The sequence below is a fragment of the Marivirga arenosa genome, assembly GCF_030503895.2.
Lineage (GTDB): Bacteria > Bacteroidota > Bacteroidia > Cytophagales > Cyclobacteriaceae > Marivirga > Marivirga arenosa.
This window is the reverse complement of sequence record NZ_CP129970.2, coordinates 3,211,033-3,235,613: the sequence shown is the minus strand read 5'-3', so window position 1 is coordinate 3,235,613 and position 24,581 is coordinate 3,211,033. Positions and strand designations below refer to the sequence as shown.

15 protein-coding genes are annotated in these 24,581 nt (G+C 33.5%); 1 reads left to right on the top strand and 14 read right to left on the bottom strand.

From position 1 onward, the window contains the following. Positions 1–23: 23 nt before the first annotated feature. The 5 genes from QYS48_RS14085 to QYS48_RS14065 all read right to left on the bottom strand — a co-directional run bounded on the left by QYS48_RS14085 (position 24) and on the right by QYS48_RS14065 (position 5,122). Positions 24–989 (bottom strand): deoxyhypusine synthase family protein, encoded by a 966-nt coding sequence (locus QYS48_RS14085; RefSeq protein ID WP_308356469.1) that lies wholly within the window; start codon positions 987–989, stop codon positions 24–26. Positions 990–1,052: 63 nt separating this feature from the next. Further along, on the bottom strand, positions 1,053–1,691 hold the full coding sequence (locus tag QYS48_RS14080) for a TetR/AcrR family transcriptional regulator (protein ID WP_308356468.1): 639 nt from the start codon (positions 1,689–1,691) through the stop codon (positions 1,053–1,055). A 10-nt stretch (positions 1,692–1,701) separates the two neighbouring features. Continuing rightward, positions 1,702–3,294 carry an OmpA family protein gene (locus QYS48_RS14075; protein ID WP_308356467.1) on the bottom strand — a complete coding sequence of 531 codons (1,593 nt, stop codon included), beginning with the start codon at positions 3,292–3,294 and terminating at the stop codon, positions 1,702–1,704. 349 nt (positions 3,295–3,643) lie between these two features. Next, positions 3,644–4,471 carry a universal stress protein gene (locus QYS48_RS14070; RefSeq protein ID WP_308356466.1) on the bottom strand — a complete coding sequence of 276 codons (828 nt, stop codon included), beginning with the start codon at positions 4,469–4,471 and terminating at the stop codon, positions 3,644–3,646. A 42-nt stretch (positions 4,472–4,513) separates the two neighbouring features. Further along, positions 4,514–5,122: a DNA-3-methyladenine glycosylase gene (locus QYS48_RS14065; RefSeq protein ID WP_308356465.1), complete on the bottom strand. Its 609-nt coding sequence runs from the start codon at positions 5,120–5,122 to the stop codon at positions 4,514–4,516. A gap of 54 nt (positions 5,123–5,176) precedes the next feature. Here QYS48_RS14065 and QYS48_RS14060 point away from each other — a divergent pair, with 54 nt between their 5' ends. After that, entirely contained in the window at positions 5,177–6,046 is an 870-nt protein-coding gene (locus QYS48_RS14060; RefSeq protein WP_308356464.1) for a DUF2911 domain-containing protein, read from the top strand. Positions 6,047–6,098: 52 nt separating this feature from the next. On the opposite strand, the gene QYS48_RS14055 is transcribed toward QYS48_RS14060, so the two are convergent. From QYS48_RS14055 to QYS48_RS14015, 9 genes are all read right to left on the bottom strand, one after another. Then, a complete protein-coding gene (locus QYS48_RS14055; RefSeq protein WP_308356463.1) occupies positions 6,099–7,790 on the bottom strand; it encodes an OmpA family protein in 1,692 nt (563 codons plus the stop codon). A 159-nt stretch (positions 7,791–7,949) separates the two neighbouring features. Beyond that, entirely contained in the window at positions 7,950–9,629 is a 1,680-nt protein-coding gene (locus QYS48_RS14050) for a sodium:solute symporter (RefSeq protein ID WP_308356462.1), read from the bottom strand. 214 nt (positions 9,630–9,843) lie between these two features. Next, complete coding sequence (locus tag QYS48_RS14045; RefSeq protein WP_308356461.1) at positions 9,844–11,490, bottom strand: alpha-glucosidase; 1,647 nt, start codon at positions 11,488–11,490, stop codon at positions 9,844–9,846. Between the two features lie 25 nt (positions 11,491–11,515). Then, positions 11,516–13,198 (bottom strand): sodium:solute symporter, encoded by a 1,683-nt coding sequence (locus tag QYS48_RS14040; protein WP_308356460.1) that lies wholly within the window; start codon positions 13,196–13,198, stop codon positions 11,516–11,518. Positions 13,199–13,266: 68 nt separating this feature from the next. Then, a complete protein-coding gene (treF, locus tag QYS48_RS14035) occupies positions 13,267–14,883 on the bottom strand; it encodes an alpha,alpha-trehalase TreF (protein WP_308356459.1) in 1,617 nt (538 codons plus the stop codon). A 1-nt stretch (position 14,884) separates the two neighbouring features. After that, positions 14,885–16,222: a vanadium-dependent haloperoxidase gene (locus QYS48_RS14030; RefSeq protein WP_308356458.1), complete on the bottom strand. Its 1,338-nt coding sequence runs from the start codon at positions 16,220–16,222 to the stop codon at positions 14,885–14,887. Between the two features lie 5 nt (positions 16,223–16,227). Further along, the gene (locus QYS48_RS14025; RefSeq protein WP_308356457.1) at positions 16,228–19,587 is read right to left on the bottom strand and encodes a VCBS repeat-containing protein; all 3,360 of its coding nucleotides are present in this window, start codon (positions 19,585–19,587) and stop codon (positions 16,228–16,230) included. Between the two features lie 3 nt (positions 19,588–19,590). After that, on the bottom strand, positions 19,591–22,926 hold the full coding sequence (locus QYS48_RS14020) for a VCBS repeat-containing protein (protein ID WP_308356456.1): 3,336 nt from the start codon (positions 22,924–22,926) through the stop codon (positions 19,591–19,593). Between the two features lie 89 nt (positions 22,927–23,015). Then, positions 23,016–24,578 (bottom strand): RagB/SusD family nutrient uptake outer membrane protein, encoded by a 1,563-nt coding sequence (locus QYS48_RS14015; protein WP_308356455.1) that lies wholly within the window; start codon positions 24,576–24,578, stop codon positions 23,016–23,018. Positions 24,579–24,581 lie beyond the last annotated feature (3 nt).

The following is a 24,581-nucleotide window of genomic DNA, read 5'->3' as shown; positions in this document are numbered from 1 at the left end:
CCTGCAAATGCAGGCTTTCTCATTTATTGTCCTAAAACAATTGCAAAAATTAATGGAGCTACAATAGTAGCGTCAGATTCTACGATAAATTTAGGTGTATCAATATCTAATTTACCCCAAGTGATTTTTTCGTTAGGAACAGCACCTGAATAAGATCCATAACTGGTAGTAGAATCAGATATCTGACAGAAATAGCTCCAAAATGGAACATCTTTATACTCCAAATCCTGGTATAGCATTGGCACTACACAAATTGGGAAATCTCCTGCAATTCCCCCTCCTATTTGGAAGAAGCCAACACCTTCTGTACCTGCATTATCCTGATACCATTTTGACAAGAAAGTCATGTATTCGATTCCAGATTTCATGGTAGAAGGCTTTAATTCACCCTTCACACAATAACTAGCAAAAATATTTCCTAAGGTACTGTCTTCCCAGCCCGGAACTATAATTGGTAAGTTCTTTTCAGCTGCTGCGAGCATCCAACTATTTTTAGGATCTATTTCATAATATTGTTCTAATACTCCAGATCTGATAAGCTTATACATAAACTCATGAGGGAAATATCTTTCCCCTTTTTCTTCTGCATCTTTCCAAATATCAAAAATATGTTGTTGTAATCTTCTGAATGCTTCTTCTTCAGGAATGCAGGTATCTGTCACTCTATTAAGACCCTTCTCAAGCAAATCCCACTCTTGTTGTGGAGTTAAGTCTCTATAGTTTGGAACCCTCTCATAATGACTATGAGCTACTAAATTCATTAAGTCTTCCTCTAGATTGGCTCCAGTGCAACTGATGATTTGTACTTTATCTTGTCTGATCATTTCAGCAAAGGAAATACCTAACTCAGCAGTTGACATAGCACCGGCTAAAGTTACCATCATTTTCTTCCCTGAATCAATATGTGTTTTATAAGCCTCGGCTGCATCTATTAGAGCAGCGGCATTAAAATGGCGATAGTTGTGTTTTAAAAATTCTGTAATTTTCATATGAAATTATTTGTTGTAAAAATAATTAAAAATACGGAAGGGCTAAGAAAATTAAAGGAATAATCAGAAGGTTTCAAGAACGGAGTTAATATTCTTTTTAAGCATTCCCTTTACGGGTATTTGTTTCATTTTTGCCACTAAAATAGAACCGTAAGTGGTGGTCAGGAGCATGCTAACCATATCGCTGACGTTTGAGCTCTTGGTAATTTCAGTTTGAAAGATAGCCTCTAAAATATACTTTTCTAATAGCTTATCAAAAGCTAGCACTTCCATATGCTGAACACCCTCATGATTGGGAAAAAGCAAATGTTTTTCAGCCTTTTTGATGCTAATTGGTTTTAAAACTGTAGGAGAAACAGCATGATACTTAATTAAATGTAGAATTACAGAACTATAATTTTCACATAGATCACCGTACCGGTCAAAGATATATTTTACAGCTTTAATCCCTTTCGTTTCATTTGAAAGTAATTCCATACTAATTTCAAAAGACCATACCCTCAAAAAATAAAGTAAAAGATCTTCTTTTTGTGGAAAATATCTAAAAAATGTAACTTTTGATATACCTACCTTTTCACATAGGTTAGTAACGTGTAAATCTTGAAAATTGCTTTTTTGTAGTTCTGTTTTGGCGGTCGATAGTATAAGTAACTTTAATTTTGCTGATTTTCGTTCCCTTAAACTGATCTCACTGTTTGCCATTTCCTTTGCATTAGATTTTGATTATAGTAAACTCAACTCTTCTATTTAATTTTCTTGTTGCTTCAGATTTGTTACTAGCAATTGGTCTAGCACCTCCATATCCTTTGCTTTCTAACCTTTTTGAATCTATGCCTTTATCAACAAGATATTGTTTTATTCTATCAGATCTTTCTTGTGATAATTCAATATTCAATTTTGCACTACCTGTATTATCGGTATGCCCTGATAATTCTATCTCTACATTTGGGTTTTTCTTTAACATGCTATACACCCTATCCAATTCTTCAAAGGAACCATCCATGATAGTAGAAGTTCCTCTCTTAAACAAAACACTCTTAAGTTGAATGGTAGTCCCTTTTGTTAAACTTAATAATTCAAGTTTAACCGTCTGATTATCGGATATTGTATCGGTTTTGATGGTCTGAAAATCATCTAAATAACCTTCTACAGAAATATCTACTGTATAAATTGAATCTTTGTAAAGCTTAGTTTTATAAGTTGAAGTTTTGCTCATTACTATTTCCGAGTAAGAACTCTTGCTCATTTCATTCACCCCTTTAATTAAAAGCTGTGGTTTTAATTCAGCACCCGTGAATCCATCTACCACTTGGAATTTAACTTGAATCTTTTCCCTGGCTGCTTTCTTATTAGACTGGTTTGAATTTGTTGCTATTGCTAAAACAGATTGTGATGAGGCAGTCATGCTCTTTTCAACTTCTGGTTCTACCTCCACTTCAGGAGGAGTATTCATTTGCATAATGTTCCCTAATCCAATACTATTTACTGTATTGACAAGCATTACATCTTGAGAATTATTGAATAATTTAAAATACCAATCCGCCCCTTCCGTATTTACATTTTCAAGATTTTCTGGTTCAGACCAGGTAGTCCAAGTGGCATCCTGCCTTTTACTGTAAAAAACATCTCTACTCCCCTTTCCCCCTTTTCCATTTGAACTAAAGAAAAGTGTTTTATTATCTGGAGCCAAATAAGGTGTTAATTCTTGAGCTTCTGTATTTATATCTACACCTAAATTTCTTAATTCTGTCCATTCATCAATAGACTTTCTAAATGTATAATAAATGTCTTCATTTCCTCTAGTACTAAAACTCTCTAAGCTTAGCACCATAATTTTGCCATCTTTACTTAAGCTCCCTGATAGATGATCTGATTTGTTTTTATAATATGGAATATCAATGGGTTTTGGCTCACTCCAATTATCCCCTATTCGTCTAGAGAAAGATAAACCTCCTTTACGTGGATTGGTATAATTTCCTACTACATACATGATATTATCATCAGGCGTAATTCCGATAACTGCATTATAATTTGAATTATTTACAGGTCCTCGCAAACGCTGAGCCTGAGTCCATTGACCATTAATTTTTCTACTAAACCAAACATCACCTTGATCTCTTTCACCTCCTGCATTTTCAGGATGGTTCTTTTTAGTGAAGTAAATTGTATTTTCATCCGCTGACAGTACTGGTGAAATATCATCATATATACTTTCCAGTGAATCTATAACTTGAGGAGTACTTTGTCCTAAGAGAGAAAAAGTGAGAGAGAAAAGCAATATGGTTAACAGTACTTTAAAGCGCATTTTAGGTGGCATTATCACAATACAATATAGTTCAATTGAATAATTCTTACAATCGTGATTGGATGTAAACCTTACACCTAATCTTAGTATATTATTAAAAATAAAACGATAGTATAGAACTTATTCATCGCTAATCTACTATATTTTTTTCTAAAATCAACTTAAAGCTATAAAATAATTATAGAGGTCTTTTAAATTGTATATCAGTTAGTTATAGAATTATCTAATTAGATTATCAAACTGATATAAATATTATTAGAAATAGTTTGACTTTATTACTTGTATTAAAATAGTAGAATTTCAACGGAATTAATTTTGAGATTTAATTACTCTAATACCTTTTTAATTATTAATCCTGTTCTTGATAAATTAATAATGGATGGGTGCTTAAATATGAAATTTCAGTAGAAACGCTGCTGCTTAGTATTTTCTCAAAAAAGTTTCTTTTCCTTTTCAAAAGAACCAATAATTCACCCTTTTGATCACTTACAAATTCTTCTATGCCACTACTAATATCTTTCTTATATTCCTTTAAATAATAGCTAATTTTTTCATATCCTAGAAAGGTCGAAAGCTCAGATTTAAAATCTTCATAGCTTCTTTCACTAAGGAAGTTTTTAGAATGACTTACATGTACAAAATTAATTCTACTTCGAAATGGGTAAATAAAGCTCACCAGCTTTTGCATGGTTATATTATCCTTATCAGAATAATCTGATGCATAGACTACCGAACTCCAGCCTTTAAAATCTGCATCTAGTGGGATAGTTAAAACTGGAACTGCTGCATGCTTTAGTGTCCTGAGGGTTCTGCTTCCGATAATAGTTTTTCTGTTGTAGCCATGACCTTGTGTACCCATTACAATTAAGTCGTAATCGTGTTTATTGGCATAATTACTTATTGTGTTTTCCATATTCCCAATGGATAAAACAAAATCACATTCGAAACCATATTCATTTTCAATTTCTTCAGAAAGGCTTCTTAATTTTTCTTTTGCATGAGTCTTCAGATCATTAAAATCAGATTCCTCACCTTCTATAGCTTGAGTAAACTCTTTTTCAGTAAAAATATGAATAAGCATCATGCTTCCTTTTCGGATTTGAAGAAGCTTAGCAGCATATTCTAATGCATTTAAAGAATAAGCTGAAAAATCAACTGGGCATAAAAATCTATCCATATTACTTATGTTTAATTTACAATTTAAAAAAAAATAGGTTTTCTAAAACTTACTAACGAATTTATTTCCTGATATATAAAATCGCCATGGCAATAATGCATCCTCCTCAGCATAATCAATTCCTATGCGAGTGCTATGAATTATATTTTGAACTTCTATATTAGAATCATATATATACAATTCATCGCTATAGACCATATCAATACCATTATGACCCTTATTAATACCCAATGATTTGGAAAGTTTACCAGGCCCTGAAAATACGGTAGGTTTAAATTTAGAAGTTTTTCTTCTCGCCAACATATAATCAATACCACTGATTGGCTCCACTCCCCTCACCAATACTGCATCTGCAATTCCTTTTACATTGGTTACAATATTAAATAGATGATGAATGCCATAACATAAATACACATAGGCAGTTCCGCCTGGTTCATACATGGTAGCTGTTCGTTTTGTAAATTTACCCATATGTGCATGGCATGCTTTATCATTTTGACCTGAATAGGCTTCTGTTTCAGTAATAATAGCTTCACTTATAATTCCATTAATATTTGTGCATATCACTTTTCCTAAAAGTCTCTGAGCTGTTTCTACTACATCAGTATTTTCATAAAAAGATCGAGTTAATCTTTTTTTTGTAACTTTCATCTTAAATTTTAGTATCTCTATTTTATCAATTAAAATAACTAAAACATACACATTATGAAAAAATCAATTTTTGTTATGTGTCTATCAGTGCTATTAATTAGTAGCATTGAGTTAAAGGCGCAAATTAACATTCCTCAGCCTTCACCAAAGGCTAAAGTTGAAACTACAGTAGGTTTAACTGATGTTTCAATAAGCTATTTCAGACCAAGCCTTAAAGGTCGAAAAATATTTGGAGAAGGTGATGGTTATTTACAACCCTATGGTGTTTTATGGAGAGCAGGTGCCAATTCTGGTTCTATTTTATCATTATCTTCTGAAGCTGTAATAGCAGGAAAAAAAGTTGCTGCGGGAGAATACCTTATCTTCATGACCCCAGGCGAAAAAGAATGGGAATTTAAATTATATAGTGATTTATCATTAGGAGGTAACGTTGGTCTATATGATGAGGCTAAAGAAGTAATGTCAGTAATTGTAAATGCTGATGTGTTGGATGAAAAAGTTGAGACTTTAACTTATCAAATTTCAGATATTAGTCCTGATAATACTTCAGCAAATATCCATTTTAGATGGGAAAATGTTAGTGTAAAAGTTCCTTTTGAGGTATCCTATGATGCTCAGGTAATGGCTCAAATAGAACAAAACACAAAAGTAAATCCAAGAAATTTAATTACTGCTGCAAATTATTATTACACAACCGACAGAGATTTAAAGCAAGCATTACAATGGATTGATACTTATTTAGCAGAAGGAAATAATAGCCAGCAATTCTGGAATCTTCATTTAAAAGCTCAAATTTTAGCTAAAATGGGCGATAAAAAAGCCGCTAAAGCCGTTGCAGAAAAATCTATAGAAATAGCAAAACAAAATAGTTCGGGTGATTTTGGCTATGTAAAAAGAAATCAGGACTTAATTGATTCATTATAAAACCTGAACCCAACACAATAATTTAAAGGCTTGAATAATCTCAAGCCTTTTTTTATTCATAAAATCGAGATAGATCTAGAATTTTCACTTCTGCTTTTCGAGATTTATCCTCAACCATTCCTGTTAACACCCCAAACCCCCTAGCTGCTAATCTATCTTGTTCGATTCCTTGATCTAAGAAGAATTTCAACACTGATTGAGCTCTTTTATTGGATAGCTCATAGTTATACCTAGGATTACCATCTGATGAAGCAAATGCAGAAATTTGAATTCCTAGGTTTTGATGAACTTTTACAAAATTTGCCATATCCTTCAATCTCTCTTCGTGAGATGGTAAAACATCTATAGAATTAACATCAAAATAAACCTGATAAGCAGATATATTTAATACTGAATCAATCAATTGCTTTATTTTTAATTCTTCATCAGTAACGAAATTATTTTCAGTCTTTTTTAATTCTGCTATTCTTTCTCGAGCAGTGATTCCTAAATCTCCTACATGCTTTACCATATAGATATCTGTAAATCCTAAGCCTTCTTCTCTTACTGAAGCCAAATAACCTCTTTCACCATCTGATGTTGGATGGAAATAAACTTCATCATCTACCGTATTAACTGGATAACCCAAATTTTTTGGGCTAGTCCATTTTTGTGATTTATCATCATATTTAGACGTAAATACATCAAATCCTCCAAAACCTTTATGGCCTCTACTACTGAAATAAATGGTAACACCGTCTTTTGCCATAAAAGGCCCATCTTCGTCTAGCTTCGTATTAATTTCTGGCCCCATATTAAATGGTCGTTTCCATTGTCCATCTTCTTTATAACATCCATATATATCAAATCCTCCATACCCCCCTGGTCTATTTGAAGCAAACATCATGAATTCCCCATCATCAGATACCCAGATGGATTGTTCTGCAAACCCTTGAGAATTGATCCTCCCTTCTAATGGCTTAGGTTTTGACCATTCCTCATTTGCATTTTCAGTAGAATAATAAATATCACCATTGCCTTCATCCGAGTAAATGTATAATGTTTTACCATCGCCACTGAGGAATAAATTAGAATCATGATATAGGGTATTTATATTTTGACCAATATTTTTAGCTTTGCTCCAGGTTACTCCTTTTCTTTTAGAGATGTATATATCTTCAAAATAGAAATTATCTTTATCTACGTTTTCATTCGTATTTTCTTCTTGTCTTCGAGAAGTGAAGATCATGACCGTTTCATCCTTATTTAAAACAGGAGCATAATCAGGCCAAGATGAATTTACATCTTCACCTACATGTTCGATAGTATAAGAAGAAGGCATTCCAATAATCTCCTTTGCATTTTTGCATTCCTCTATTCTATCATTTACATCATAAACAGAAGTTCTATCTCCTCCTCTGTAGCCTCTATTGGCCATTAATCTCTGTTTGTAGGCGTTAAAATATTTCAAAGCTTTCTCAAACTCTAAACCATATTGATACCCCCTTCCTAGAAGGTAGTCAATATTAAATCTATACTTTGGATCAAGTCTTTTTACTCTTTCAAAATATTCCGTTGAATAATCTCTGTTAACAGTTTCCAGATAAAGGATCCCAGCCATATAATTAGCTCTTACATTCATTGTATCAGCCTCTGCTGCTTGAATGTAAATATCTTTTGCAATTTCAATAGCGTCTTTAGCCTCTGCATAAACCTGATCTGCCTGTTCTAAATAGATTTTTGCTAATTCAGGATCCTGTGCCATAGATTTGACAGCGAAGAAACTAAAGAGTGAAAGAAAAAATAATTTAATTTTCAATTCCATAAAGATTAGAAAAATACAACTAGCTAGTTAAACCTCCAAATATAAACTAAAAATAAAATATCTTCTCTCAATTATTATTGAGCAATAAACTGTATTCCCTTACTGCCTATTATTTTTAATATACTGATAGATTAAGCCTACTAAAATTACAATTGCACAGCCTATCACATTAAACCATAGATAGGCCATATCAGTAAAAAAGTAGAAATATAAAACAACAGATTGTGCTACTAATGAGCCTACAAAAACAGCGTTCCCTTTTATATATTTAATAAAGAAGCCTGCTAAGAATATCCCCAAAATTGTTCCATAAAAAATTGACCCTAAGATATTTACAGCTTGAATCAAATTATCTAGTAGTCCAGCAAATGTAGCAAAGAATATAGCCACTAGTCCCCAAAATAGGGTGAACAGCTTAGACGCAATTAAATAATGTTTATCGCTGCCATTCTTATTTATATTTCGCTTATAAATATCAATTATAGTTGTGGATGCCAAAGCATTTAATTCAGATGAAGTGGAGGACATGGCTGCTGAGAAAATCACTGCCAACAATAACCCAATAATTCCTTTGGGTAAATGATCCATTACGAAGGTTATAAAGACATAATCGGTATCAGTAGTTTCTAAATCTTCATTAGTGGCCTTAATAATACCTTTAGCTTCATTTCTTAAAGCTTCCTCCTTTTTATGAATAATACTTAAGTCTGCTTTAATAGGCTCTACTTCATCTCCCTTCGCTTCAGAAAGTAACTCTACCTGTTTTCTTTTCTCCTCAAAGAGCTCTGCATATTTCTGTTCAACTTCTTGATATTTCGCTTTTTGCTCGGGATTTAAATAGACTTCTTCTTTCGCAGCATTATTGAAGAATACAGGTGATTGATTGAACTGATAAAAAACAAATACAAGTGCTCCTATAAACAATATTATGAATTGCATAGGAATCTTTAATAAGCCATTAAACATTAAACCTAGCCTACTTTCAGTCAATGATTTACCTGATAAATACCTGGCTACCTGAGATTGATCTGTCCCAAAGTAAGATAGCGCTACAAATAGTCCTCCTAACAGGCCAGTCCATAGAGTATACCTATTATTAAGATCTAATTCGGTATCAATCAGTTCTAACTTACCCATATGACCTGCAAGGCGCGTAGCTTCTACAATTCCAATGTCATCAGGAAGTAAGTGAATTACAAAAATACCAGCAGTAATCATACCTCCCATCATGATGATCATCTGGTGTTTTTGAGTTTGACTTACAGCTTTGGTTCCACCACTTACTGTATATACAATAACTAAGGAGCCAATAATAACGGTTGTATACACTAATGGCCAACCTAAAATGGTAGATAATATAATAGAAGGAGCATATATGGTAATTCCAGCTGCCAGGCCTCTCTGAACCAAGAATAAGAAAGCTCCTAATATTCTGGTTTTAAGATCAAATCTTGACTCAAGGTACTCATATGCGGTATAAACTTTAAGCTTATAATACATAGGCAAAACCCAGATACTCAAGATGATCATAGCTAAAGGGAGGCCGAAATAGAATTGAATAAAGCCCATTCCACTTTCAAAGGCTTGACCAGGTGTAGATAAAAAGGTAATGGCACTTGCTTGAGTAGCCATAATGGACAAACCTATCGTCCACCATTTCATTGAATTATCCCCTCTGAGATAGGATTCAATATTCTTACTGCCTCTAGTTTTATAAACTCCGTAAGCAACGATTAATAATAGCGTACCAAAAAGGACAATCCAATCAATTAAACTCATTTGAAATATTGGGTTATAGAATAAAACAAAATGATTAGACTAGTCAATACAATGATCAATAGCCAATAGAATCTACTCCACTTTCCTAAAACTGGTGGATGATTGTCCTCAAAGTCTTTTTCGTTTTCCATTGACGGAAATTAGAGCTAATTCATCAAAAACAAAAGATTGGTTTTGTAAACGGTAAAAATATTATACTAAAACTTAATGAAGTTTAATTCACCTTATAGACTTTTGACTCCCAAGGTCTAAGTTCATTATATGCATTTACCTCCTCATAATTATTAATTAATAAGGTCATTTCTTCTGGCAAATTAAAAGAAAGCGTATTATGCTTATCAGATAAATTTAGCAAAACCCAATAATTATGATGTTCATCCCATCTATTGAAAATAAATAACTCAGGATCCTCCACTAAATAACATTTATAATCACCATGAACTAATGTTGGATTTTTCTTTCTAACGGAAATCATATTCCTGTAGAAATTCAATACAGAATGAGGGTCTTCCTCCTGACTCTCAGCATTTATTAATTCAAAGTTATCATTGACTTTCAACCATGGCTTAGCATTACTGAATCCAGCATTCGATTCACTATTCCATTGAAATGGGGTTCTTGCATTATCTCTACTTTGTTGGTGAACCAATTCCATGAATTTTTCAGGATCACTTCCTTTTTCCATTGCATCCTTCCAGCTATTTAAGGTTTCAATATCCTGGTAATCATCAATAGATTCAAAGGCCACATTGGTCATTCCAATTTCATCCCCTTGAAAAATATAAGGAGTTCCTCTCATACTTAATAAAAGCGTTGAAAGAAGTTTAGCTGACTTCTTCCAATACATTCCATCATTGCCAAAGCGAGATACAATTCTAGGAAAGTCGTGATTTCCTAAAAATATACTTCCCCAACCTTTATCTTTAAGTTTTTCATCCCATTGGTTAAAGACTTTTTTCATATCAACTAAATCATATGGGATTGGATCATATTTACCGCCTGGTCCATTATCAATATACATATGACCAAAGTGAAATATCATATTTAGTTCTCCTCTATCTTTCCCAACATAATTAAGCGCATTATCTAATGTGATCCCTGGTCCTTCGCCTACAGTCATGCAATCATAATGTCGCAAAACCTCTTGGTTCATTTCTTTTAAATACTCATGAACTTTAGGACCGTTTGCATAATAATCTGAGATGATTTCTGTAAATACATTCGATTTTGAACTTGGTAAACCAGGCTTTTTGGAAATGAGACTTACTACATCCATTCGGAAGCCATCTATACCTTTCTTAAACCAAAAATGCATAATATCATAAATCTCCTCTCTTACTTTGGGGTTTTCCCAATTCAGATCAGGTTGCTTTTTTGAGAATAAATGAAGGTAATAAGCATCTGTCTCTTTACTATATTCCCAAGCATTTCCAGAAAAAAAAGACGGCCAATTATTGGGTAGATTACCATCTTCTGATTTTCTCCAAATATAATAGTCACGATATGGATTATCTTCACTTTCGGCAGAAGCTTTGAACCATCTATGCTCGTCAGATGTATGATTAGGGACAATATCCATAATCAATTTCATCCCCCTATCATGGATACCGTTAAGGAGTTTGTCAAAGTCTGACATTTCACCAAAATCAGTCATTATTTCTCTATAATCACTTACATCGTAACCATTATCATCATTAGGTGATTGATATATGGGGCACAGCCAAACCACATCAACTCCAATAGATTTTATATAATCTAATTTGCTAATGATGCCAGGTAAATCACCTATACCATCATCATTACTGTCTTTAAAACTTCTCGGATAAATTTGATAAACTATAGCTTCTTTCCACCAAGTCATAAATAATTAATTCTTTTTTTAGTTATTACCAGAACCAAATGACAATTGCAGCTGTCACAATAAGTAAAAGCAATGACAATACTCTGTAGTTTTTATACCAAGGCAAGCCTTCAAGCTCTTTTGTTTCGGCTCTAAATATTTGAATTGACCAAACCATATCATCAGTTTTTTCAGCTGCAGGAGGAGCAGTCATTAAACTCACTATGATTTGTATAAGCATTACTGCTAGCATCAATAAAGGTGCTTTATGAAGATAATGAATATCATTTAGTGCAGGCACTAAATCGAACACACTCGATAAAATAATGAAGACCGAAATCATGAATCCTCCTATTAATCCGGCAATAGCTCCATGACCATTTGCACGCTTCCAAAATAAGCCCATTAGGAATACTGCTACTATTGGGGGTGCAATTAATCCTAAAATGATTTGTAAATAATCGAATAAGGAACCAAACCTATCAATCTGAGGTGCCCAAAGTGCTGCTAATAATACCAAAACCAAAGTGGCAATTTGACCTGTTCTCACTAATTGCTTACTGCTCATATCAGGTTTTATACTTCTTACAAAATCCATTGTGATAAGTGTGGAGGATGAATTAAGTGTAGCACTAATACTAGAGGACATCGCTGCTAATAAACCAGCTATCACTATACCTAATAAGCCAGTAGGTAGTAAGCTGTAGATTAATAATGGATAAGTCATGTTCGGACAATCTGCAAGATTAGTACATAAAACCTCACCAGCATCGGTCTTCATATAGTAATTCAAGGGACTAATATCCATTCCTGAGAAAATAACGATTGCAATAATACCTGGTATTACCATGAAGAATAACACGGGAAGCTTTAATAAACCTGCAAAGATAGCTCCCCACCTACCATGATTAATGTCCTTTGCACTAAGTACACGCTGAACCATAAATTGATTATTCGCCCAAAAGTAAAATCCAAGTAGAGGTACACCAAATAACAATCCTGTCCAAGGCATATATTCGCTCTCAAGTGGACGAACTAAGCTCAAAATTTCATCTGGGTTTTTGCCTTGTGGTTGAATGCTTTCTAAGCCTGCCATCATACCTGACCAACCCCCCACTTCAGAAAAACAGAAATAGGTTAATACCATTGAACTTGCGAACAAAAGTAAGGCTTGAATTACCTCAGTATGAACCACAGAGGATAATCCCCCTGGAATAGTATAAGCAGCTGCCGCAGCCGCCAATATTAAAATAATAATAGTAGAATCTAATTCAGGGAAAATGATTTTCAATATCAAATTACCCGCATATAAACCAGAGGCTGTATCTATAATTACGTTGCCTATAATAGTAATTGAAGAGAAATAATATCGTGATCTACTGTCGTATCTTCTTTCTAAAAATTCAGGCATAGTATATACCTTCGATCTCAAATAAAAAGGCAAGAAGAAAATGGCAAAGAAAACTAGTACTACCGCAGCCATCCATTCATAATTGTAGACAGCCAGATTTGTATTGTAAGCTTCGGATGTTAAACCAATTAATGTATTACTTCCTATATTCGCTGCAAATAATGATATCCCTACTATGGGCCATATCATGTTTCTACCTGCTAAAAAGTAATCTTCTGATGTTTTTTGTTTTCCTTTTTTAATACCATACCAGATGATACCAACTAGATAAACTATTATAATACCACCATCAATAAGGCTTAAACCGATTTCTTTCATCTTTCCATAGATTTAATTAAAATTCATTTCATGCCAATCCCTTCAAATTTTCATCTTTCACTATTTCTTTATTCTACAACTGCTTCCTTTTCTTCCAAAATCTTCTTCATAGCTACAGCCACGCCATTTGTCCATCCAAAACCATCTTGTAAAGGATATTCTCCACCGCCTGCTTGTAAGCTGGTATCAGCTACATTATATTTTTCCATCATCTTTCCAGTCTCTCTATAAACCTTTTCATTTAAGCTTAACCATCTGTTGATTATACCCAAACCTTCTTCATGCTGACCGTAATTGAAGAAAGAATTTACCCCTATCCATTGCAATGGAGCCCAGGCATTAGGATAATCCCATTGCTGACCTGTTTCATTGGTAGTACTTACTAATCCTCCATCTAACAATAAGCTATCTTTAACTTGCTTTAATACCATTCTAGCCTTATCCTTAGGAGCAATTTTAGCGAATAACGGATAGGCTGTAGCCATACTCAAAACATCAGTATGCTCGTTATCCTTATAATTATAATCTGCATACCTTTTATTAGATTCATCCCATAATAAACTATTAATCGCCTGTTTTCTGGAATTAGCTTTCTTGAGGTAATAATCAGCACTATCTAATTGCTCATCCCAGTTATAAGCTTGCGCAATTTTAATTTCAAGGAAATATAATAATACATTTAAGTCAACTGGGATAATATCCGTGGTATGGATAGTACTCATTTGCTGTGGAGAAGCAAACCATCTGCTGCTATAATCCCAACCTGATTCTGCTCCTGCTCTTAAATCACGATAAGCTTTTACCGAATCTAAATTATTATTTTTAACAAGCTCATAATCTTCCTTAAATGATTCGGGTCTAGGCTTTGCATATTCATCGAAATATCTATTTAAAACGATATCATCTTCTAATAAAACAACTCTTTTGGATGCTGGATTTTCAGCCGTTAACTGCCCACTATTTTTCATCCAGAAATTATACTCTTTAGTTAAATAGGGTAAATAAGAAATAAATTGAGAACGATTATCACTTGTAAGCTCATCAACCATTAAAGCAAAAAAAGGTGGTTGACTTCTTCCTGAATAATAAATTCTATTTCCATTTGGAATAAAACCTAAGCTATCAATAAGAAATGCGAAATTATCTAACATATTAATTGCTAGTTCATCCTTCCCAGATGCTTTAAGACCAAGCATAGTAAAATAAGAATCCCAATAATAAATTTCTCTAAACCTTCCTCCTGGTACTATATATGGATTTGGTAATGGTATTAAAGATGATTTATTTACAGAGTCAGCTGGCCTTGTTAAAACTGGCCATAAACTCTCAATATGTTCATACATATCCTTTGAATCATCTGAACTAAAATTTGATTGTGGATTTTCAGGAAGTTCAAAATGCTTCAAAACAAATTTTTCAAGATCAAAATCCTTCCTTTTCTTTTCAGCCATGTAACTGATTCTAATTTTCTTAAAATCAGACTTTGGAGTACAATCAACGAAGGTCTTCGAATCTTCAAATACGCCTTCTAATTGAACTCTTTTAAATAATTCAGAATCATAAAATTCTAGAAAATCTTCTTTTTCATTACTAATCTTAACCTCATTCTCAGGTATTTCATCGCATGAAAAAGTGATTAATAATAGTAAAAATAAAAGACTGAAATAGTTAGGATATTTTTTCATCTTATTTAATTGCTATTGAATTATTTTCTCTAAAAGTTATTTTTTTTCTAATCTCCTGTGCAACTTGCTGACCTTGCCAAATACCTTCTTCAATGGCCTTACGGTAGTGAATTCCTCCATATAATCTACTCATAGCAGCCTCTCTGGAAGCTTCCATAAATGAATCAAATTCTCTAGATGGTAAGCCATATTTTTGTTCAGTACTGTCTACAAAATGAAAATTATCACCATAAACATCAGTCAAAGCATTAGCTGCAGCTGTAGAAATCACACTATGACCACTCGTATATTCAGGAAAAGGGGGAGTTTGTAATGTTGGGGTCCAATCTTCATCAATTCTTCTATTGATGATGGTCTCAGGCCTTATTAAATTAGACCTATATTTCTCATCCCAACAAGCAATAAAAGCATCTGCAAGAGCAATTGTTGTTTTTGCATAAGCATAACTACTTTCCATTAAATCAGAATCATGTGCTTTAGCTGCTATTTTTGTGATTCCCATCCAATGTCCACCAGGAGTTATTTTTTTAGTCGCGAACATAACATGGCCTGTTACATTCATCACATAAGGATTACAATCCCAAAAAGAAGCAATTTCCTTCTCCTCAGAGTTAGCATTTTTAACTACCTCATACACTTCCATCATCTCTTTATAAAATGGACTACCTTTCTCCATGCTGAATTGATATGGAGGTTGAGGAACAAACTGATCTGCACTATCTAGAACGAATGTCCTAATTTTATTCCAATGCGGTTCAATAGCAGCCATATAAGCAGGCGGTGTAGGCTCCCAATGATTTGGCTTATCACTTAAGGGATGTTTAGCCATTGTTCTAGTTTCTTTATAATTATCTTCATTAGCCCAAGCCTTTATGTGCTCGTGAACTAGCTTACCGTAAGCAATTGACGCTTCCCATTCCGCTTCTGTCAATCCCCTTTCTTCAAGTTTCAACTTCCACTCTGCTAACCATTCTTCCAACATATCCTCGGAAAAAATCAGCATTTTTGAGGTTAAATAATTAGCATATATACTGGCTATATCAATATTAACCTCCTCATTGGTATAATTTGGAATAGGAGTTAAACCATTAAGCTGACCCCCTAAAGATTTATAGCTGGAATCATTAGTAGCCAAAACTTCATAGGTAGCTACCGAAGGATAAACATATACTCTACTCGCTACAGGAGGTGAAAAAATATCGTGAACAGTAATATCTGTTACTTTTTGCATCAGGGAATGCAAGTCTGCAGCCTCAACCTTTGTTTTTTGATGAGGCTTTTCAGAGCATGAAAAAATTATTCCTGCCGAAATAAGAAAGATTAAAAATATACGCTTCATCACTATTAATTATCAGTTGTTAATTCTATTAATTTAAATTCACTATTGTTTGATGCCACAAGTAGCAAGGTCTTACCCTTAATTTTTATCGACTTGATGTTTCTCACCTGACTATCAAGTTTCAAATCTCTGACACTTTTAATAGTAAAAGTAGAATCCTGAAATGAAAATACAGTACCATACTGAGCATCATACTTTCCCATTTCAATGTTATTCTCATAAAAATTACCAGCACCTAATAGTTCCGGCTTTGTGGATTTTCCATTACTGACTATCTCTACTGCATTCAAAGTAGAAATCTGAAGTTCCATTGGTAACTTTTTAGCTTCAAAACCTTTATTTCCTTTATTTACATATAAATAACTTGAAAAGTCATTAGCTGAAAGCTTTTTAGCAGATTCTAACTGATCACTTCCAAATATGCCTTCAAGACTGGCCCTTGAAAAATCCTGTGCATATTTCCATTCTTTTTTCAAATAAGGCAATTGTTTCAATAATTCAGCATGATTAGCAAAGGGGATTTCTTTTCCTTTTAAGAAATAAGTCAAAATAGGATCATTTTGTCCATTCCCATCAAAATCTTTTAAATATAAATTAACAGGCTCTTCCTTGCTTGGCTTAAACCTTGAATTTTCACCTACATTTCCTGCTATAATATCTAGAGTACCATCTCTGTTAAAATCTTCAGCCATTACTGTATTCCACCATCCACTTTCTGAACTTATGGATTTCAATTCAAATCCATTCCCTAAATTGAACATCACTTGAATAGGCTCCCATTCTATTGCTAAAACTATATCCAGTCTACCATCACCATTAACATCAGCTGATGTTGCATCTGTTAGCATTCCAAGGCTGTTTAAAAAGGGAGCGGAATCATCATTTACTAAGCTAAATGTTGCATCTTGATTATTAAAATAGAGTTTAGAACCTGGATTCAAGCCATATCCATAAGGAACAGCTCTCCCTCCAAAAAACACATCTTGAAATCCATCATCATTATAATCACCCACAGTAACTGTAGAAGCTGTCATATTACTCTCAGGAAATATAAATTTTGAAGTAAATACTCCTGAACCATCATTTAAATAAAGTCTTTGCGCAGTATATTCTGAATTGGCTTTGTATTCGTTCCCACCCGAGGCTATTAGTAGATCCTGATCTCCATCATTATCAACATCTGCAAAAACTGCATCAACATCTTCAAATACACTATCATTTTGAATGAAATGCTGATCTGATTTAATGAATTGTCCTGATTCTTGTTGAATCCAAATTTGACTCGGCACTCGCTTCGATGATCCAAAGAAAAAATCCTCTAAACCATCACCATTTATATCGGCAACCGCTAAAGCTGGGCCTTCTGTAGAAACCATATGAGGCATTAAGGGTTCTCTGATAAATTCAACTAATTGATTTTCTTCATGAACTATATCAATCCCTAATGAATCCTGTATTTCTACAGCTCTATAATTATAATTTGATTTTCTGAGCGTAGAAAAATCATAGGAACCTAGCTCATCAGAATAGGATATCTGATGTAAGCTGTTCAGTTTTAAGGTACTAATGTCTTGAGATTTACCATTTGGCCAGATCAGTTGAATCTTATTGAGCTGACTACTGTCTCCTATTGCTATATGAAAATCATCCAGTACTGAACTTTGAAAACCTTTTACCGGATAGTACTCATAGCTCAATGTTTTGCCATTTTTTAATCTAACTATAACCCTACTTCCAATTGCATTAATATTACCTTTATAGCCAGTTAATTGCAGCTGCAAATAAGTTCCACTAATCCCTTTTTCAATACTGTTATTCTTATAAATAAAGGGTTTATCTTCTAAATTATTGACAATAATATCTAAATCGCCATCATTATCTAAATCAGCATAAACCGCTCCATTTGAATAAGATGATTTATTATTTGTTACTGATTCACTGATATCATTAAATGTTAAATCAGCATTATTAGAATAAAATCGATTAGGAAGCTTGATTTTAGGCATTTTCTCTACAATCTGAAGATCTTCCTTATCCACCATTCCCATTTGTGTTTTCATCCTTTGATCCTCATTTGAATTCATGAAATTCATATAATCAATATCATTCATTCTTCTAGGAATACCGTTCGAAATGAAAAGATCCTTATCCCCATTATTATCAAAATCCATAAATAAGGGAGCCCAAGACCAATCACTTGCATAAACATCCGCGTATAATGCGATTTCACTGAATGTTCCATTGTGATTATTCAATTGGAGATTATTTCTAGCAAATTGATCATTATAGCCAAAGGTCTTTTTGAATCTATATACATCAAAAGCGTCTTCTCCTAAACTACTTTTCAGGATTTGAGGATCATAAGGAAGCATGTCTAAAGAAATGATGTCATTGTAGGAGTCATTATTAATATCAGCCATGTCTACTCCCATGGAAAACCTACTTGTATGATTTATTTGTTCAGTTAAGCTTTCCTTGAATGTTCCATTTCCTTGGTTAATGTAGAGATAATCATTTTCATGGAAGTCGTTCCCAACATAGATATCAGGATAGCCATCATTATTAACATCTCCCACTACAACCCCTAATCCATAACCAATTACTGAACTATTAATACCACTTTCTCGAGTTGCATTTACAAATTTTCCATTGTCATTTCTAAAATATTTATCTCCTGCTACATCGCTAATTTCACCTTTAAAGTCAGTCCTTTTGCCGAAAGTACCATTTTGATGAATACTGTGATTCAACTGGAAGAGGTCTAAATCACCATCTTTGTCAAAGTCGGCAAATGCTGCTTGGGTACCAAATCCTGCAAAATCTAAATCATAAGCAATAGCCTCATCTTCAAAAACAGGAATACCATTTTCAATTTTCTTACATATAAATAATTGATTGGTTCCTTTTAATACTTCATGATCACCTACTACATTTACATAGATGTCTAACAATCCATCTTGGTTAATATCAACCACAGAAGCTCCTGTCGACCAATATCCCTCTCCTTTAATTCCAGCTCGATCACTGACATCCTTAAATTTAAAATTGCCTTGGTTTAAGAATAACTTATTCTCACCCATATTAGAGGTGAAAAATACATCTACTAAATTATCGTTATTAAAATCAGCTGCTGCAACACCCCCACCATTGTAGAAATACATATAATCAAAAAAAGAAAACTCAGTAGTTTGCTCTAGATTATTTTCAAAGTTTAATCCTGTTTGATTAGAATCCAATAACTCAAAATAGGAATCATCTGAATTGGAACAAGATGATATAAAAACTAAAAAGAGTAGTGATAGTACAGTATGTAATTTTGAACTTTTGATAAATCTAATCATATGTCTATTTAGATTTTTAATCATTATTTAATTCATTTTGAATAAGATCGAAGTATCATTATTTCTGCCAATGAGTAGATGTTCTTGACCTTGAATTGAAATTAAATTCATATCTCTCACATTCCCATCAATCTTTAGGCTCTTAAGCTTAGAATTAAGGGCAAAATTACCTTTACCATCACCGAATAGAATTAACCCATCATTCGCATCTAATTTTCCAAATTGTGGTTTAAAATCACTTTCGTTACCTGCTAATATTAAATCAAGATAACCATCCTTATTAATGTCTAAAAGCTGAATAGAATGTATGGCAGAAAATTGAACTTGAGCTGGGAGCTGAGCTTCACTGAAACTACCACCACCTTTATTGATCAATATTTTAGTTCGGAATGTATTGACTTCTTTATAATCAGCATTTTGAATCACCTCATTACCTAGTAATTCTTGTATAGACTTTTTACTGTAGTCTTCGTATTTCAAATTCTGCTTTTTCAATGCTGGTAATTGACTAATCATTTCACCCTTTTGTTGTATTGGCATATCTCTACCTCCAATAGTCCTTGTCAATATTTTGTCTCGGTCTCCATTTGAGTCAAAATCTTCAAGCCATATTTTTACTGGCAGCTCATTAGTAGCTGAAAAATAGAAATTATCACCTCTGTTCCCCACCACTAGATCCATCAAGCCATCATTATTAAAATCTCCAGTCTTAACTGTATTCCACCAACCTTTAGAATTGGATAGTTCTTTATTTTCAACTTTTTTAATTTGTCTACCTTCAATCTCGAATATTTCAATACCCATCCATTCTCCTACAATTATCAAATTTTGATTTCCATTTTTATTCAAATCAACTAAAACTGCATCTGTAACCATCCCTAAACCATCTAACTCTTTGGCTCTTCTGATGGTCATATCTTTAAAAACTCCATTCCCATCATTTTCGAGTAAATAACTTTTAGGACTTTGTCCATATTCTTGGGGCACAGATCTACTTCCAATAAATATATCCTGGTCTCCATCTTCATCATAATCAAAACTCAATACTACTGATGTATTATTTCCTGTCTCTGGTATGGAATTTTCTTTGATTTTAAATGATCTACTTGATGACTGAACATATAGTTTATCATGATATACTGGGTAATCCTTTGATTGAAAATTCCCACCATATCCAAAGTATAAATCTAATCTTCCATCTTGATTTGCATCAAAAGCATGAATTGCAGTTACTTCAAATTCATTATCTTCTAAATTTTGCTGTTGAAAACTGCCATTATTACGTTGGAAATATAACTGTGTATTTTGACCTTTTGCACCTCCTATCACTACATCTTCTAAGCCATCACTGTCTAAATCAAGCACTTCATGAACTGGTCCTTCCTTAGAAAGCATTCTCATGATTAAACCTTCATAATAATAATCAACATGCTGATCTTCTTCATGACTTATAAAATCATGATCTACTTGAGTGAAGTATTCTTCAGAATTTATTGACATCTTTCCTGGAACTGCCTTCTCTAGTTTATCTAAGGATTCAAATTGAATATTCAATAGAGTATCAATTGGTGCATTATATATTGCGCTAATTAAATTATTAGGCCAAGTAATTTTAATAGAATCAATCGAATTGATTGAACCTAATCCGAAATGTAAATTATAATCTACCGAAGATTGGAAACCTCTGCTTGGCATCATTTGTCTATAAAATTGATTGCCATCAGCATACAGCTGAACCTTTGTTCCTATTCCATCAATATTAGGTTTTTGATAAGCTAGTGCAACTTTCAAAAAATGTGTACTATCAGTTTTGGCATTGCTTTTATAAATACTGGAAAGTTGATTTAAATTATTCACAATAAGGTCAAGGCTGCCATCATTGTTTAAATCTGCATAAGCTGCGCCATTGGAAAATGTTTTTTGGCCAAGGCCCATTTCCTTTTCTCTATCATCAAATTGTAAGTCTCCAGTATTTATGAAAAGTTTATTGATTTGCGCATTACTAGGCATCTTTTTTAGCACATCTTCCATTTTATCCTTTTTGCCTGTAAGGACCATTTTTTGCACTACTTCATTTGCGAAGAAATCCATGAAGTCTGCATCGGTTACATCTTGATATACCCCATTACAAACAAAAATATCATTTAAGCCATCCATGTTTGCGTCAAACATAAGTGCTCCCCAACTCCAATCAGACTGAGCAACATTGGCATACCAAGCAATTTCTTGAAATGATTCACCAGTATTAAGTTGTAGTGCATTATGCATGTACTGGTGATAAAAATCTCTTCTTAATTTAAGTTGGTAAGTATTAAAATCTTCGAATTGTAATTTCTGCTTTATCAACTGGTCTGTTTCAGGAATCATTTCAGTTGTAAATATTTCTGGATAACCATCATTATTAATATCGGCTAAATCAGCTCCCATAGAAGCCAAGCTCATATGCCCCATCCACTTTTTACTATCTTCTGAAAAAGTTCCGTCTCCTTGATTGATGTAGATATAATCTCTTTCAAAAAAGTCATTCGATACATAAATATCCTGCAATTGATCTCCATTAATGTCACCAACCGTTACTCCAAGTCCAAAACCAATTAAAGAACCATAAATTCCCGCCTCTTTACTTACATCAATAAAGTTTCCGTTATCATTTCTTAATAGTTTATCTCCCCCTCCTTTTACAAAGTCTTTTACATTCCAATCTTCAGCATATAGATCTCTTTTATTACTATTATTTAAAGTATTTACTGGAATAAATGAGTTGTTGAGAATATAAACGTCTAAGTCACCATCTCCATCATAATCAAAAAAAGCAGCGTGGGTAGAATACCCATCATCATCTAATCCATATTCTTTGGCCTTTTCTGTGAAGGTATTATCTCCATTATTGATAAATAATTCATTGAAGGGTTTTTGATCTGCCTCATACCCAGCATTACTGATGTATATGTCTTTAAAACCATCTTGATTAATATCAACAATGCTAACACCTGTACTCCAGCCACCGTAGCCTTTGATACCTGCTTTATCAGTAATGTCTTCGAATTGAAAATTTCCTTTATTTAAGTATAATCTATTACTTACCTGATTTCCAGTAAATAAAATATCTTGAAGGCCATCATTGTTGATATCGATGATACCTACTCCGCCTCCATTGTAGAAATTACGATAGGAAAATATATTGAATTTATCTTTGTTTTGAACTTGATTAAGAAAAGTTACTCCCGTTTGAGTAGAATCAAGTAGTTGATATGTAGAATTATTTTTTGATGTGGACTTTTTATCCTCTAGCTCATGATCACAAGCTGAAAGGAGTAAAAAAATAAGACCGAAGAAAGTAAAAATTGAATATCTAAATGACATGTTTATTTAGGCTTTTTATAAGCATAAATGTATAAAAAAAGGATAACAGAATATAATCTGCTATCCTTTTTACACTTTTAACAAAAATATTAATACCCAGGATTCTGCTCTAAGTTAGGATTAGTACTTACAGCTGTAAGTGGGACTGGGAATAGAAGTCTGAATTCTTCTGACTGTGGTTTATATAACCATGGTTCTAAGAATTTACCAAATCTGATTAAATCCTGACGTCTCCAGAATTCAATGTATAATTCTCTACCTCTTTCATCAATAATATCATCATCAGAAAGAGTAGATAAAGGCGTTGCTTCTCTTAATTCTCGTAATTGATTTATCATTACTAAAGCCTCACTATTATTGCCAGATCTATGCAATGCTTCTGCCTTCATTAACCAAGCATCGGCATAACGCATAAAGATTTGGAATGGAGGTCCACCAGGGCCAGGACCTAATTCACCAGTTTCTTCATTTACAGTCGGAATTGGTGGGTATTTGATTAATCTGACTCCAGTTGCTTCACCATGACCTGTAATTTCCTCTGGCATTTCTTTGGTAAAAAACAATGGAGCTCCACCACGAGTCTGTAATGCTTCTCCATCGAAGTTATATTGCTGACCAAATAACATCCCTCTTCCTAAATTATCGTCTGGAACAAATCCTCTTCTTTCTTCTTGTCCACTACCTGGTGCATTAGTATCTTCAGGACCTTCAAATAATGAGTAAAACTCTGCAGTTGTTGCAAAGCCATTCCAGCCTCCTCCATTTAGAATAAAACTATGGTTGTAGTGCAAAGTATTTGCAATTCTGAAAGTTGACCCATTATCTCCAGTTATTAAATAAACTGCTTCTGAATTATCTGCTGGATTTTCGAATATGTCAAAATAGTCATCTTGAATTGAAAATCCTTCTGCAGTAATAGCATCAACATCTGCAATTACTTGTTGCATATCAGCCGATTCGGCAGCTGCACCACTACTTGCGCCATTTAATAAAATATGTTTATTTAAATAAAATTTAGCTCTTAAAAAATAGGCCGATGCTTTTGAGGCAACTCTTAAACCGTCAGGATTAGCTGGACCTGTAGATGGCAAATTACTAATTTGTGCATCAGATAAATCTTCAATGATTCTAGCAACTGCATCTTCTCTTGATAATATAATTGGATCTTCAATTACAGGAGCACTTGGATCTCTATCCGGAACTTTACCCCATAAATCTAAGATCAGAAAAGTAGCTAAAGCCCTCATATATCTTGTCTCTGCCTCTTCTTGTGGATCAGGATTAGACAATAATATTTGATTTGCTACAAAAGTTAATCTGTTGAGGTCATTCCAAGATCTTAATACATCGGGATTACTTGATGTCCATGTATGTTGATGAAATTGTCTCCAGCGTCCACCATCTCCCCAATCTGTTCCTCTTGTTGGAACTAATTGAGCATCTCCAGTAATTTCCATTAATCCATAGGTATTTTCTTGATTAAGTAGGGCAGCGCCAAAAGAATTATATAAATCTGTTAAATTTTCACTTACATTGACAGAACTTAAATCTTCATCAATTACTTCAGAATCGATTTCTTCTACTTCTAAGTCAGTACAGCTAAAGACTGTTACTGCTAAGGTTGCTAATAATATATTTTTAAAACTTCTCATTTT

Bases quoted from the DNA above. Each gene is read 5' to 3' on its own strand.
- QYS48_RS14085 (WP_308356469.1), bottom strand. From the start codon at position 989: ATGAAAATTACAGAATTTTTAAAACACAACTATCGCCATTTTAATGCC.
- QYS48_RS14080 (WP_308356468.1), bottom strand. From the start codon at position 1,691: ATGGCAAACAGTGAGATCAGTTTAAGGGAACGAAAATCAGCAAAATTA.
- QYS48_RS14075 (WP_308356467.1), bottom strand. From the start codon at position 3,294: ATGCGCTTTAAAGTACTGTTAACCATATTGCTTTTCTCTCTCACTTTT.
- QYS48_RS14070 (WP_308356466.1), bottom strand. From the start codon at position 4,471: ATGGATAGATTTTTATGCCCAGTTGATTTTTCAGCTTATTCTTTAAAT.
- QYS48_RS14065 (WP_308356465.1), bottom strand. From the start codon at position 5,122: ATGAAAGTTACAAAAAAAAGATTAACTCGATCTTTTTATGAAAATACT.
- QYS48_RS14060 (WP_308356464.1), top strand. From the start codon at position 5,177: ATGAAAAAATCAATTTTTGTTATGTGTCTATCAGTGCTATTAATTAGT.
- QYS48_RS14055 (WP_308356463.1), bottom strand. From the start codon at position 7,790: ATGGCACAGGATCCTGAATTAGCAAAAATCTATTTAGAACAGGCAGAT.
- QYS48_RS14050 (WP_308356462.1), bottom strand. From the start codon at position 9,629: ATGAGTTTAATTGATTGGATTGTCCTTTTTGGTACGCTATTATTAATC.
- QYS48_RS14045 (WP_308356461.1), bottom strand. From the start codon at position 11,490: ATGACTTGGTGGAAAGAAGCTATAGTTTATCAAATTTATCCGAGAAGT.
- QYS48_RS14040 (WP_308356460.1), bottom strand. From the start codon at position 13,198: ATGAAAGAAATCGGTTTAAGCCTTATTGATGGTGGTATTATAATAGTT.
- treF (WP_308356459.1), bottom strand. From the start codon at position 14,883: ATGAAAAAATATCCTAACTATTTCAGTCTTTTATTTTTACTATTATTA.
- QYS48_RS14030 (WP_308356458.1), bottom strand. From the start codon at position 16,222: ATGAAGCGTATATTTTTAATCTTTCTTATTTCGGCAGGAATAATTTTT.
- QYS48_RS14025 (WP_308356457.1), bottom strand. From the start codon at position 19,587: ATGATTAAAAATCTAAATAGACATATGATTAGATTTATCAAAAGTTCA.
- QYS48_RS14020 (WP_308356456.1), bottom strand. From the start codon at position 22,926: ATGTCATTTAGATATTCAATTTTTACTTTCTTCGGTCTTATTTTTTTA.
- QYS48_RS14015 (WP_308356455.1), bottom strand. From the start codon at position 24,578: ATGAGAAGTTTTAAAAATATATTATTAGCAACCTTAGCAGTAACAGTC.